The sequence below is a fragment of the Cystobacter fuscus genome (assembly GCF_002305875.1).
Classification (GTDB): Bacteria; Myxococcota; Myxococcia; order Myxococcales; family Myxococcaceae; genus Cystobacter; species Cystobacter fuscus_A.
This window is the reverse complement of record NZ_CP022098.1, coordinates 10134859-10147735: the sequence shown is the minus strand read 5'-3', so window position 1 is coordinate 10147735 and position 12877 is coordinate 10134859. Positions and strand designations below refer to the sequence as shown.

General features: G+C 68.6%; 9 protein-coding genes. 4 read left to right on the top strand and 5 right to left on the bottom strand.

Features of this window, described 5'->3' with window-relative positions; genetic code table 11:
* Positions 1–62: 62 nt before the first annotated feature.
* The 5 genes from CYFUS_RS41025 to CYFUS_RS41005 form a co-directional block, all read right to left on the bottom strand.
* Entirely contained in the window at positions 63–536 is a 474-nt protein-coding gene (locus CYFUS_RS41025) for a GNAT family N-acetyltransferase (protein WP_095990157.1), read from the bottom strand.
* 58 nt (positions 537–594) lie between these two features.
* Entirely contained in the window at positions 595–1401 is an 807-nt protein-coding gene (locus CYFUS_RS54155; RefSeq protein ID WP_095992529.1) for a hypothetical protein, read from the bottom strand.
* 173 nt (positions 1402–1574) lie between these two features.
* Positions 1575–2456 carry an aldo/keto reductase gene (locus CYFUS_RS41015; protein WP_198316316.1) on the bottom strand — a complete coding sequence of 294 codons (882 nt, stop codon included), beginning with the start codon at positions 2454–2456 and terminating at the stop codon, positions 1575–1577.
* 1 nt (position 2457) lies between these two features.
* Positions 2458–3270: a hypothetical protein gene (locus CYFUS_RS41010; protein WP_095990156.1), complete on the bottom strand. Its 813-nt coding sequence runs from the start codon at positions 3268–3270 to the stop codon at positions 2458–2460.
* Between the two features lie 85 nt (positions 3271–3355).
* Positions 3356–3811, bottom strand: coding sequence for a Spy/CpxP family protein refolding chaperone (locus tag CYFUS_RS41005; RefSeq protein ID WP_095990155.1), 456 nt, complete (start codon positions 3809–3811; stop codon positions 3356–3358).
* Between the two features lie 362 nt (positions 3812–4173).
* Here CYFUS_RS41005 and dnaE point away from each other — a divergent pair, with 362 nt between their 5' ends.
* The 4 genes from dnaE to CYFUS_RS40985 all read left to right on the top strand — a co-directional run bounded on the left by dnaE (position 4174) and on the right by CYFUS_RS40985 (position 12818).
* Positions 4174–7743, top strand: a complete 3570-nt coding sequence (gene dnaE, locus CYFUS_RS41000) for a DNA polymerase III subunit alpha (protein WP_095990154.1) — start codon at positions 4174–4176, stop codon at positions 7741–7743.
* 45 nt (positions 7744–7788) lie between these two features.
* Positions 7789–8592 carry an SDR family oxidoreductase gene (locus CYFUS_RS40995; RefSeq protein ID WP_095990153.1) on the top strand — a complete coding sequence of 268 codons (804 nt, stop codon included), beginning with the start codon at positions 7789–7791 and terminating at the stop codon, positions 8590–8592.
* A gap of 143 nt (positions 8593–8735) precedes the next feature.
* On the top strand, positions 8736–12146 hold the full coding sequence (locus CYFUS_RS40990; protein ID WP_095990152.1) for a lamin tail domain-containing protein: 3411 nt from the start codon (positions 8736–8738) through the stop codon (positions 12144–12146).
* Positions 12147–12431: 285 nt separating this feature from the next.
* A complete protein-coding gene (locus CYFUS_RS40985) occupies positions 12432–12818 on the top strand; it encodes a hypothetical protein (RefSeq protein ID WP_157758950.1) in 387 nt (128 codons plus the stop codon).
* Positions 12819–12877 lie beyond the last annotated feature (59 nt).

Genomic DNA, 12877 nt, shown 5'->3' with positions numbered 1-12877 from the left:
CCTCTTGCTCGCGCGCAGATGGGGCGGCCGGGAGAGCCTCGTCGCCAGGTGGGTGGCCGAGCCTACGTGCTTCCCGCCAGCCGCGTCAGGGCCTCCCCCGTGAGCCGGAAGACGGTCCAGTCCTTCAGGGGCACGGCGCCGAACGACTCGTAGAAGGCGATGGCGGGCGCGTTCCAGTCCAGCACGGACCACTCGAAGCGCCCGCAGCCCCGCTCGACGGCGAGCCGCGCCAGGTGCGACAGCAGCGCCTTGCCATGGCCTCCGCCCCGGTGCTCGGGCAGCACGAAGAGGTCCTCCAGGTACAGGCTCGGCCGGGCGAGGAAGGTGGAGTAGGTGTGGAAGAAGAGGGCGAAGCCCACCACCGTGCCCGCCTCCTCGGCGAGGACGACCTCGGCATGGGGCCGCTCGCCAAACAGGTGCTGCTTCAGATCCTCCTCCCGGAGGACGGCCTGGTGGGAGAGCTTCTCGTACTCGGCCAGGGCCCGGATGAGCCGGGCGATGACGGGGACGTCCTCGGCGGTGGCGGAACGAATCATGGGCGCGGATGCTAGCGCCCCGCTCCCATGCGGTGGGAGCCCCGATGGCCCGCTCCGCTCACTGGCCGCTGGTGGCCGCGCCCTGGGCGGGGGCCGGAGCTCCCGACTCGGTGGGCTGCTTGTCGATCTCCTCCGCGGGGTAGCTCCGCGCCGCGTCGAGGTAGCGCGCCGGCTTCACCTTGCGACGATCCTTCGCGCTCAGTCCCTCGGGCGACACCAGCGTGGGCTCCGCGCTCGCCGAGGAGGCCTGGACGCGGTGGCCATCGCAGAAGAGCCACTCGGTGCGGCCATCGGCGAACCGGCGCGCGTAGAAGAGATCCGTGCTGCCCACCTCGGGCTCCTTCGCGCACCACGTCTGCCGCGCCGTCTGCTCGCGCTGGGGCGCCTCCTCCGTCCACTTGAGCTGGGCCGCCTCGACCTTCTTCGCCGCGTTGCCCTCGGCCAGCCGCGCGCGGGACATCTCCACCAGCTCCAGTCCCCGCCGGCCCAGCTCCGGGAACGCCCCCGAGCGCGCGAAGCCGCAGCCCTGCAACGCCTTGAGGTTGGACTGGTGCACGTCGAGCACCTTGCCCAGCGAGCCCGCGGCCTCCTTGAGCAGCGCCATCTGCTGCGCCTGCTCCGCCGCCCCCGGCGTGTTCGCCTGCTCCGTCGAGGACACGAAGCGCGCCAGCAGACCATTCATGCTGCTCAGCTCGTCCATCAACCAGCGCGGCTCCGAGTCACAGATGTTGGCCCGCTCTCCCGCGTAGTCGCGGTACTCCGCGCGCCCTCCCGCCAGGGAGTACTGCTTCACTGGCACCTGCTGCGACGCGCACGCTCCCAGCACCAGACCCGCGCCTCCGATGACCCCTTGCTTCCAGCTCATGAAATTCATCGCTCCCAACTCTAGCGGACCATCGTCCGGCTGAATCAGTTTGATGTCAAACCACCTCGCCCGGAAGGGACGGACTCCGGGGGCGGGGTGCTGTCGTGACAGGGGTGGAGGGGACTTGCAAGGAGCGGATGGGGTTTCGCGGGGGGGCTCGCCGCGGCGGGGCCTCAGATGAGGCCGTCCCAGGCGGCGCCCTGGCGGTGGAACGCGTCACGGAGGCGTTGCACGAGGGGCTCGGGCAGGGGGCCCTGCTCGAGGGCGCGCAGGTTGTGCTGGAGGTGCTCCAGGCGCGTGGTGCCCACGATGCAGCTCGCCACGCCCGGAGTGAAGGCGGTGAAGCGCAGGGCGAACTCGTTCCAGTCCAGGCCCGAGGGATCCAACCCGAGCGCGTGCATGCGGTCCCAGTACGTGGCGATGTCGTGGGCGGCGGGGCGCTGGGGGAAGCGCCAGGGGGCGTTGCCCAGGGGCCGCTTGGCGATGACGCCGATTCCCCGCTCCCGCGCCAGGGGCAGGGCCGTGTCGAGCGCGCGCTGGTCGAAGAGGTTGAGCGAGAGCTGCACCGAGCCGAACGCGCCCGAGCGCAGGGCCCAGGCGAGGGCCTCGTTGTCGCCCGAGTACGCGGCGACGCGCACCTGGCCCCGCTGCACGGCGGCCTGGAGCGCGTCCACCACGCCGGGACGCTCGAGCACCTCCACGGGACACGAGTGGAAGTGCACCACGTCGATGAAGTCGGTGCGCAGCCGGTGCAGGGCCTGTTCAATCCCCTGGGTGATGCAGGGCCCCGTCCAGTCCTCCACGCCGGGCACGCCGTAGCCGCACTTGGTGGAGAGGATGAACTCGTGACGCCGGCCCTGGAGGGCCCGGCCGATGCGCTCCTCGGACAGGCCGTAGCTCGGGGCGGTGTCGATGAGGTTGATGCCCGCGTCGAGCACCCCGTTGAGCAGCGCGTGGGCCGCTTCCTCGGACAACTCGGGACTGCCCACGGGCCCGGCTCCATAGCCCAGCGCGGACACGTGCGGGCCGGTGGCGCCCAGGGGACGGCGAATCATGTCAGGTGCTCCCACCTCCGCGCGCCGCCAGGTCGATGAAACCGCGCACCCAGATGAGGTTGATGGCGTGGCTGGCTTCGAGCGGAGTCTGGGTGGTGGTCTCCAACGCCGCAGTATAGGGCACGCCGCTGCGCACGAAATAATCGGTGACGCTGCCGTCGTGGTACTCGATGAGCCCGTGGCGGTCCGTGCGGTTGTGCTCGTCCACCTTGTCGTCGCGGATGACGTGGGCGTGCGTGGACGCGGCCTCCATCAGCGGCACGAAGGCGGCCTTGTCCCCGAAGGTATACGCGTAGGTATGGGCCCCCGGAATGTAGTTGTCCTGGTGGATGTCGAGCGCGGCGGCGGGCGCGGGGTGCCGGGCGATGTCCGAGCGCACCGCGCGCGTCTCCTTGGGCCCGCCGTCGAACAACACCCAGCGCAGGAAGGACTCGTCGCGCTGCACCTCGCCCTTCCAGGTGCCGGGCGTGGTCTCGTAGCGCAGGAAGTCGTTGTTGATCTTCTCGCCGCTGCGGTTGTAGCGCGTGCCGTCCTCGAAGCCCGAGGGGTTGATGCACGGGTAGACGCGCAGCCCCACGCCGCGCTCGCGCGCGTAGAGGACGATCTCCTCGAAGTGCCAGCTCAACGTGAGGGGCCCGGCGGGCTCCTCTCCGTGGAAGCCCGAGGTGATGACGAGCCAGCGATCCCCGGGGACGGTGAGGCGGAAGAGCGGGTACTCGACGCCTCCCTCGAGGACCCGGGCGTACTCGTTCACCTCGGCGAGGCGGGAGTAGTCACGGATGCGGCGGGCGAACTCCTGGTAGTTGTGTGGCACCCCCGTAACGTAGCCATTCGGCGGGGGGCGCGGAGGGTCCCAGGGTCGCGGGCCTGTCCACCCGTGAGCATCCGGGGGCGCGTGGCTAGTGGCGGGCGTTCATGTGTTCACGGGCGCCGGCAGACACCTGCTGGCGCTGTGCGGGGGTGAGGACGCGGTGGGCCTCCAGGGCGGCGTCGGCCACCTTGTGGGCGAAGGCGCGCCAGGCATCCACGCGGGCGTCCACCAGGGCATGCACGGCGCGGGCGTCGGGCTGGGCCGCATCCCACTGGTTCACCAGCTCCTTGCCCGCCTCGCGCTGCTCCGTCACCAGCTTCTGGCCCTCGTCGAAGAGCGAGTCCTTCAGCCCTTGAATCGTCCGCTTCTGGTCGTCCGTGGCCTTCAGGTCCTCGAGCCGGTCATCCAGGCGCCAGGTGATCATCTGTTTGATGCGCTCGGGGTCTCGCGCGCCCCAGCCCATGTGCCCGCCCCGGAAACCCGTGAGGAGGACGACACCGAGGATGGCGGACCCGGCGAGGAGGATCTTGCTCTTCGTGTTCATGACGGTTGCTCCCTGGAGGACCCCGCGGGGGCCCTCGCGTGTTGCGCGCCGTTCGTTCGGCGACGATGGGGAGAATGCGCGGCGCTCGTCAGGGGCGTTTGTGGGGCGCATGAAGAAGTGTGAAGAGGCCCGTCCGACGGGGCGGCCGGGCGGGCGGGCGCCCGTCCCGGGCTCCTTCCAGGGGGCGGGCCGGGTAGCACTCGGCCAACCCAGGGGCTCCTTCACCCGGGGTGAGGGCCGTGCCACAAGGTGCCCGGGCCGCGCTTCCGGTCCCGGACGAACCGGGTGGACGGGAACTGGCGGGCGGCCCGGGCCTGAACAATCGTCTGGTGAAGCCACCCCCAGCTGACTACTTATCCGCCATGTCCTTTACCCACCTCCACCTGCACTCGCTGTACTCGCTCCTCGACGGGGCGATCCGGATGAAGGATCTCATCAAGACGGTGAAGGAGAAGGGGATGACGAGCGTGGCCGTGACGGATCACGGCAACATGTTCGCCACCATCGACTTCTACAAGAAGGCCAAGGACGCGGGCATCAAGCCCATCATCGGCATGGAGACGTACGTGGCCGGCCCCAAGGGGCGCGCGGACCGTACGGAGAAGGTGGGCCACCACCTCATCCTCCTGGCGAAGAACAAGGAGGGGTACGACAACCTCAAGTACCTCTCGTCCATGGCCTACCGCGAGGGCTTCTACTACCACCCGCGCATCGACAAGAAGCTCCTGGCCGACCACAGCAAGGGCCTGTTCGCCCTCACCGCGTGTCTGGGCGGCGAGGTGACGGGCGCGGCCTTCCGCGGTGACATGGACCACGCGCGCCGCGCGGCGCTCGAGTACAAGAACATCTTCGAGCCGGGCCAGTTCTTCCTCGAGGTGCAGTCCAACGGGATGCCCGAGCAGGAGACGGCCAACACCAACCTCAAGCAGCTCAGCCGCGACCTGGACATCCCGCTGTGCGCCACCGCGGACGCGCACTACATCAAGAAGGAAGACGCGCGCGCGCACGAGCTGCTCATGTGCATCGCCAGCGGCAAGACGCTCGCGGACGGCAAGCGCATGAAGCACTCCACGGACAAGCTCTACGTCACGAGCCCCCAGGAGATGCTCGAGTACTTCCACGACACGCCCGAGGCCGTCCACAACACCCAGCGCATCGTCGAGCAGATCAACCTGGAGCTGAAGCTCGGCAAGCCCATGCTGCCCACCTTCCAGGTGCCCGACAGCCACACGCCCGACAGCTACATGGCGGAGCTGGCGCGCGCGAACCTCGAGGAGCGCTTCAAGGAGATCGACCTGGCGCGCTTCCGCGCCGGCCAGAATCCCGTGGACCGCGAGCCCTACAAGGCCCGCCTGGAGCTGGAGCTCGGCGTCATCCAGAAGATGGGGTTCAGCGGCTACTTCCTCATCGTCCAGGACTTCATCAACTGGGCCAAGCAGAACAACATCCCGGTGGGCCCGGGCCGTGGCTCGGGCGCGGGCAGCCTCGTGGCGTACTGCCTGCGCATCACCGACCTGGATCCGCTCCCGTACAACCTGCTCTTCGAGCGCTTCCTCAACCCCGAGCGCGTGTCGATGCCCGACTTCGACGTCGACTTCTGCCAGGACCGGCGCGACGAGGTCATCAAGTACGTGGGCCGCAAGTACGGGGAGAACAACGTCGGGCAGATCATCACCTTCGGCTCGCTCAAGGCCAAGAGCGTGCTGCGCGACGTGTGCCGCGTGTTCGCGCTGCCCTTCAGCGAGGGTGACCGCATCGCGAAGCTCGTGCCCGAGGTGCTCGGCATCACCCTCAAGGACGCCATCGAGCAGGAGCCGCGGCTCAAGGAGATGATGGAGAAGCCGAGCGCCATCGGCCAGGTGGATGGCAAGGACGTCACCACCAAGGACGTGCTGGAGATCGCGCTCGCGCTCGAGGGCCTGCACCGCCAGCCCGGCATGCACGCGGCCGGCGTGGTCATCGCCGACAAGCCGCTGTGGGAGTTCGTGCCCACCTACCAGCCGCCGGGCGAAGACACCCTCATCACCCAGTTCGCCAAGGACGAGGTGGAGGCCGCGGGCCTGGTGAAGTTCGACTTCCTCGGCCTCAAGACGCTCACCGTCATCCAGAACGCGCTCAACCTCATCAACCGCAACCCGCCCAACGGCAAGCCCCTCCTGCGCGAGGACATCCCGCTCGATGACGCCGAGGTGTGGAAGCTCATGGCGGACGGCGACACGGCCGGCGTCTTCCAGATGGAATCCAGCGGCTTCACCGAAATGGTGATGAAGCTCAAGCCGTCGTGCTTCGAAGACGTCATCGCCGCGGGCGCGCTCTACCGTCCGGGTCCGCTCGACTCGGGCATGGTGGACGTGTTCATCAACCGCAAGCACGGCCGCGAGAAGGTGGTGTACCCGCACCCGCTGCTCGAGCCCGTCCTCAAGGACACCTACGGCGTTATCGTCTACCAGGAACAGGTGATGCAGATCTCCCAGGTGCTGGGAGGCTACACCCTGGGCCGCGCGGACCTGCTTCGCCGCGCCATGGGCAAGAAGAAGGCCGAGGTCATGCAGGCCGAGCGCGCCGGCTTCCTCGAGGGCTGCAAGAACAACAACGTGGACCTGAAGGTCGCGGGGGAGATCTTCGACCTGATGGAGAAGTTCGCCGAGTACGGCTTCAACAAGAGCCACTCGGCGGCCTACGGACTCGTCACCCTGCACACCGCGTGGCTCAAGGCGCACTACCGCGTCGAGTTCATGGCGGCGCTGCTCACGAGCGAGAAGGAAAACACGGACAAGGTGGTGCTGCACATCGGCGAGGCGCGCCAGTCGGGCGTGCAGGTGCTGCCGCCGGATGTGAACCAGTCGGACATGGCGTTCGGCGCGGTGGAGGGGAAGATCCGCTTCGGCCTGGGCGCCATCAAGGGCGTGGGCGAGGGCGCCATCGAGTCCATCGTCGAGGCACGCAAGGAAGGGTCCTTCAAGAGCCTGTTCGACTTCTGCGAGCGCGTGGACTCGCGCAAGGTGAACCGCAAGGTGCTCGAGGCGCTGGTGAAGGCGGGGTCCTTCGACTTCGAGAAGCGCCCGCGCCGGCAGATCTTCGAGAGCATCGAGCGCGCGATGAGCCGCGGCTCGAGCAGCCAGAAGGACAAGGCGGCGGGGCAGAGTTCGCTCTTCGGGATGCTGGGCGGGGGCGCGTCGGGTGGGGCGGACCTGAAGAACGACTACGTGCAGGTGGAAGAGTGGTCGGAGAAGGAGCGCCTGGCGCTGGAGAAGGAGGCCATCGGCTTCTACGTGTCGGGCCACCCGCTGCATGCCTACGACAAGGAGCTCAAGCGCTACGCGCGGCCCATCACCGCGGTGCAACGCGCGCGCAAGGACGAGAAGCTCACCATCGCGGGCGTGGTGGCGGCGCTGCGCGAGCGGCCCACCAAGACGGGCAAGCGCATGGCGTGGGTGACGCTGGAGGACCTGTCCGGCTCGCTGGAGCTGGTGTGCTTCCCGGGCAAGGACGGCACGCGCAACGTCATGGGCAAGGACGGCAAGTGGACGAAGTCGGGGCCCAAGCCCGGCTTCGAGCACTGGGAGACCCTGCTCAAGAGCGATGATCCCATCCTCGTGACGGGCACGGTGCAGATCAACCAGCGCGACGAGGACACGCCGGTGGCGGAGCTCATCGTGGAGGACATCCAGAGCCTCAAGGCGGTGCGGGAGAAGCGCACCAAGCGCCTGGAGCTGCGGCTGCCGGCGGATCTCGCCACCGACGAGCGGCTCACGAAGCTCGCGCAGCTCGTCAAGAAGTACGAGGGCGCCACGCCCCTGGCGGTGAGCCTGCTGTTCTCCAACGAGGCCGAGGCGCTCATCGCCAACCTGCCACTCAAGGTGCAGGTGAGCGACGAGCTCATCCAGTCCGTGGAACGGCTCTTCGGTATGAAGGTCGTCGAGTTCGGCTGAGCGCTCGGGTCCGGGCGTCAACGCGGTCAAGAGAAGGGGAGTGACATGGCACAGGGTGTGTTCCGGGATGGATTGCTGGCGGGCAAGTCGGCGTTCATCACGGGGGGCAGCAGCGGCATCAACCTCGGCATCGCCGAGGCCCTCGTGAAGGCGGGCGCGAAGGTCGCCATCAACGGCCGCAACGTGGAGAAGTTGGAGGCAGCCGTGAAGGGGCTCCAGGCGCATGGCACCGCCCTGGGCGTGGCCGCCGACGTGCGCCAGTACGACGCCCTGGAGAAGGCCCTCCGGACGGCGCGCGACGCGCATGGGGAACTCGACATCCTCGTGTGCGGCGCGGCGGGCAACTTCCCCGCCCCCGCGGTCGGCATGTCCTCCAATGCGTTCAAGTCGGTGCTGGAGATCGACGTGCTCGGCACCTTCAACACCTGCCGCGCCGCCTTCGAGCACCTGCGCAAGCCGGGCGCGTCCGTGCTCAACATCTCCGCCCCCCAGGCCTACCTGCCCATGGCCATGCAGGCCCACGTGTGCGCCGCCAAGGCCGGCGTGGACATGCTCACCCGCACCCTCGCCATCGAGTGGGGGGGCCTGGGCATCCGCGTCAACTCCATCACTCCCGGGCCCATCGATGACACCGAGGGTATGCGCCGCCTCGCTCCGGGTGATGATTCGCGCGGCAAGCTCCTCGAGGCCCTGCCCCTGGGTCGCCTCGGAACGAAGCAGGACATCGCGCAAGTCGCGCTTTTCCTGGCCTCCGACGCCGCTTCGTACATCACCGGTTCACTGCTGGTGTGCGACGGAGGCCAGTCCCTGCTCGGCTCGGGGTTGATGCTCAAGGCCCTGGGTCTGTGAACGGCATGTGACGTTCTGGGAGGAAGCAGGCGTTCTTCCTGGGCTGTGTTTTTCCAGGCAGGGAGCATCTGATAAGAGGGTTGTGTGCCCGCGAAGCCTCCTGGCTGGCGGGCTGCGTTCCCTCTTCAGCCTGGAGTTGCTTCATGAAGCATGCCCCCCCCTCGCTCGCGCGGCTGGTCGCGTGGAGTGCGTTGTTGCTCGGTCTGTCCCTTGGTGGATCGGCATGTCGTGATCGGCCGAACCCGCCTCCTCCGCCAGTGCGGGAGGTGCCGGACGCGGAGCGCTCGTCGGTGGAGGTGAACCCGGCCCAGGGCGTGCGCGCCAACGGCCAGGACACCGTGGAGATCCGGGTGACGGTGCGCACGGCGGAGGGCACCCCGCTGGAGGGCCGCTCGGTGACGGTGGAGGCCTCGGATGAGGGCAACACGCTTCAGCAGGCGTCGGGCCCCACGGATGCGCAGGGCGTGGCGGTCGCGACGCTCGTGTCCACTGTCGCGGGCACGAAGACGGTGACGGCCACGGTGGAGGCGGAAGAGGGCCCGGTGACGCTGGCCACGCGGCCCACCGTCGAGTTCGTCTCCCTGGCTGCCCCCCATCTCGTCTTCACCGCGGCGCCCTCGTCCGGTACGGCGGGCGAGCCGCTGGGCACCTTCGAGGTCACCATCCAGGACGCGAGCGGCCAGACGGTGACGGACGCCAGCGACACGGTGACGGTGGCGCTCGGCGAGGGCTCTCCCTCGGCCGAGCTGAAGGGGACGGTGTCCGTGGCGGCGGTCAATGGCGTGGCGCGCTTCTCCACGTTGGTGCTCGAGAAGGCCGCTGCGGGCTACACCCTGGTGGCGAGCGCCGCCGGCCTGGCGTCGGCGACGAGCTCCCCCTTCGAGGTGCTGCCCGCGCCGGTCGCCGCCGCGAAGCTCGTCTTCACCCAGCCGCCCTCCAACCGTCGCGCTGGTGAGACCTTCGAGGTGCGGGTGGCCGTGACGGATGCTTCCGGCAACCCGCTCTCCGTCTCCGCCCCGCGGGTGACGCTCGCCCTCAACAAGGGCACGCTGGCGGGGACCACGTCCGCGGACCCCGTGGATGGCGTGGCGTCCTTCCCGGGCCTCTCCATCACCGAGGCGGGTACCGGCTACGTGCTGACGGCCTCCGCCGAGGGGCTGGACTCCGCTTCGAGCGATTCCTTCGACATCGACAGCACGGGGACGCCCGCGATGCTGGTGTTCCGCGCGCAGCCCTCCAGCGTCAAGGTTCGCGAGGTGATGCCCGCGGTGACCGTGGCCATCACCGACACGTTCGGCAACGTGCTCTCCGTGGACTCGCCCGACATCACGTTGGGCCTGGTGGGCGGCAACAACGCGGCCGAGCTCCTGGGCACCGTGACCGTGAAGCCCGTGGCGGGACTCGCCACCTTCTCCACGTTGAGCGTGGACCAGCAGGGCACGGATTTCTGGCTCGTCGCCATGGCGGGCACGCTGGACAGCGCCACCAGCGGCAAGTTCACCATCGTGGATGACGTCGCGCCGAGCGCCGTGTCGCTCACGGTGGCCGAGCTTACGGCCAACGCGGTGACCCTGGCCTGGACGGCCGTGGGCGATGACGGGACGCTGGGTATCGCCTCCAGCTACGAGCTGCGCTACTCCCTGAGCCCCATCACCGAGGCGTCGTTCGAGGGCGCCACGCCGGTGAGCGTGGGCGTGCCCAAGGCCCCGGGCAGCGCGGAGTCGGCGCGCGCCACCGGCCTGACTCGCGGCACCCACTACTACTTCGGGCTGAAGGTGAAGGATGACGTCGGCAACTCCAGTCTGTCCCTCGTGGACACGACCACGCCCGAGGACGTGTGCGCGGGCGTGACCTGCACTCCGGATGCTCCCGTCTGCGCGGCGGATGGGGTCTCGCGGACCACCTACACGGTGGCCTGTGTCGACGAGAATGGCACCGCCACCTGCAAGCAGACGGGGACGACCACCGCGTGCACGGGCACCAACGCCGTCTGCTTCAGCGGCCAGTGCGACACGGCCACGCGTCCCATTGCCAACCAGTTGCTCGTCTCCGAGGTGATGCACTCGCCCTCGAGCGGGACGACCGAGTACTTCGAGCTGACCAACGCCACGGACGGCCTGCTCAACCTCAACGGCCTCACGGTGACGTACAAGAACAGCTCGGACGCCGTGCGCTCGTTCCAGGTGGGCGAGGGGAGCGTTCCGCTGGTGGTGGGCCGCAAGGGCCACTTCGTCCTGGCCCAGAACAAGGATCGGGCCTCCAATGGTGGCGTCTCCGCCAGCTACCAGTACCCCAGCGCGATCGCCCTGGAGGGCTCGGGGTCGTTGAGCGTCGCCAATGGCGCCAGCACGGTGACGGAGTTCCGCTACACGCCGTCCTTCCCCCAGAGCACGGGCAAGTCGATGAATCTCTCCTCGCTCATCCAGGGGACGCGCGCCTCGGCCCTGCCCTGGTACTGGTGTGACTCGACGGATGCGCTCACGGGAGGGGACTTCGGCACGCCCGAGGCCGCCAACACCACGTGTGGCATGACGGCCAGCCCGGTCGTGAGCCTCTGCTACATCCAGAGCCCGAAGACGATTCCGCCCGCCCAGGCGGGTACGTCGGTGGCCGTCTCCAGCCGGTTCAAGGCCGCGAGCGTGACGGACCGGAACACGGCTGGAAACGATGGCTACCCCCACGTGGTCGCGGAGCTGGGCTACGGCCTGGACACGAGCCCCGCGACGGCGTGGACCTGGGCGCCCGTCTCCTTCAACGGGGAGTACGCGCCCACGGTCAGCGACGAGGACGAGACGTCTGGCATGCTGACCATTCCCACGCCCGGCTCGTACAAGTATGGCTTCCGCTATTCCTTCAAGGACCCGGTCACCGGCGCGCTGTCGGCCCCCGTCTACTGCGGCCAGAGCGACATCTCGGATCCGACCAACGGCGTCTTCGGCACGGTGACGATCACCGAGGCGCCGAGCGCCGACCACGTGGTCATCAGCGAGTTCGCCTCGAAGAACTTCGTCGCGGGGAGCACGACCGTCAATCACGACGACGAATTCATCGAACTCTACAATCCGACGAACGTCGCCGTTCCGATCACGGGGTGGAAGATCCAGTACAAGTCGGCGTCCGCGGGTTCCAGCTTCAACGACCTGCAGGGGCTGACGTTCACCACGGGGAGCATCCCGGCGAAGGGGTTCTATCTGGTTGCCCAGAAGACCTCGTTCATCGGTCCGACGCCCGATGCGACCTATACCGCCCTCACCGCGCATGGAGGCGCTTCGCTGCGGATCCTCGACGCGAGTGGCAACGTGGTGGACAAGCTGGCCTGGGGTACGGGAGCGGCCCTTGATCCCGAAGGCACCGCGGCTCCAGCCATTGCCAACACCGTGGCGGGTAGCAGTTACGAGCGCAAGGCGGTGTCCTCTTCGACCGCTGACACGATGTCCGGAGGCAGCGACGCGTTGCGTGGCAATGGGTATGACAGCGGCAACAACGTGGCGGACTTCGTGGTGCGCGCCACGCGTAATCCGCAGAACTCCTCGAGCGCTCCCGAGTCTCCGTAGGCGCTCGTCCCATCCGTGATCCAGGCCGCTCCGGTCACTCCGGAGCGGCCTTTTCCTGGTTTTTCACGAGCCCGGGATGACGCGCCGCCTCTCTTCTGCTAGAGTGCCGCGCCACGGAGCTTCCTGGGGGGGAGCGTCGATACCCGAACGCTGGGAGCCAGGCCTCGCCTGACCCCTTCCCCCCTCCTCGACTCCGAGATGTCCGCATCGGGGGGATGCATGTTCGCTGTCATTACTTTCGACGATTCGTCGTGGCCGTTGCTCTCGGTCCGCATGAGCGGGAACGTGTCGGACGCGCAGTACGCGCACTTCCTCGAGCGGATGGACAGCTATCTGGACCGGGGCGAGCGCTACGTCTGTGTGATGGACGTGAGCCTGTGCTCCATGCTCACGGTGACCCAGCGCTACATGCATGCGGAGTGGATCCACCGCAACGAGGCCCGGCTGGGCCAGCAGCTCCTCGGACTCGCCTCGATCATGACCTCGGCGCATATGCGCCTGTCGAGGAGCCTGCTCACCTACCTCAAGCCGATGCCCGTGCCGTGCGCCACCGTGCCCGACATGGACGCGGCCTTGCGCTACGTGGCGGGTCGGCTGGTGGGTGAGGGGCTCCTCGCCTCGGCCGAGCGCTTCCGCCCTCGCTTCGGCCCGCGCATCCGCCAGGCGAGCTGAGTTCCTCGGGCCCGTTCCGGGAGTCCGCGGTGCGCCTGGCCCCGCGGCCTCCCGTTACC

What these genes read in the sequence shown, in the direction of transcription:
- CYFUS_RS41005 (WP_095990155.1), bottom strand. Translation starts at nt 3,811, where the DNA reads ATGAACACGAAGAGCAAGATCCTCCTCGCCGGGTCCGCCATCCTCGGT.
- CYFUS_RS41015 (WP_198316316.1), bottom strand. Translation starts at nt 2,456, where the DNA reads ATGATTCGCCGTCCCCTGGGCGCCACCGGCCCGCACGTGTCCGCGCTG.
- CYFUS_RS40990 (WP_095990152.1), top strand. Translation starts at nt 8,736, where the DNA reads ATGAAGCATGCCCCCCCCTCGCTCGCGCGGCTGGTCGCGTGGAGTGCG.
- dnaE (WP_095990154.1), top strand. Translation starts at nt 4,174, where the DNA reads ATGTCCTTTACCCACCTCCACCTGCACTCGCTGTACTCGCTCCTCGAC.
- CYFUS_RS41025 (WP_095990157.1), bottom strand. Translation starts at nt 536, where the DNA reads ATGATTCGTTCCGCCACCGCCGAGGACGTCCCCGTCATCGCCCGGCTC.
- CYFUS_RS54155 (WP_095992529.1), bottom strand. Translation starts at nt 1,401, where the DNA reads ATGAGCTGGAAGCAAGGGGTCATCGGAGGCGCGGGTCTGGTGCTGGGA.
- CYFUS_RS40995 (WP_095990153.1), top strand. Translation starts at nt 7,789, where the DNA reads ATGGCACAGGGTGTGTTCCGGGATGGATTGCTGGCGGGCAAGTCGGCG.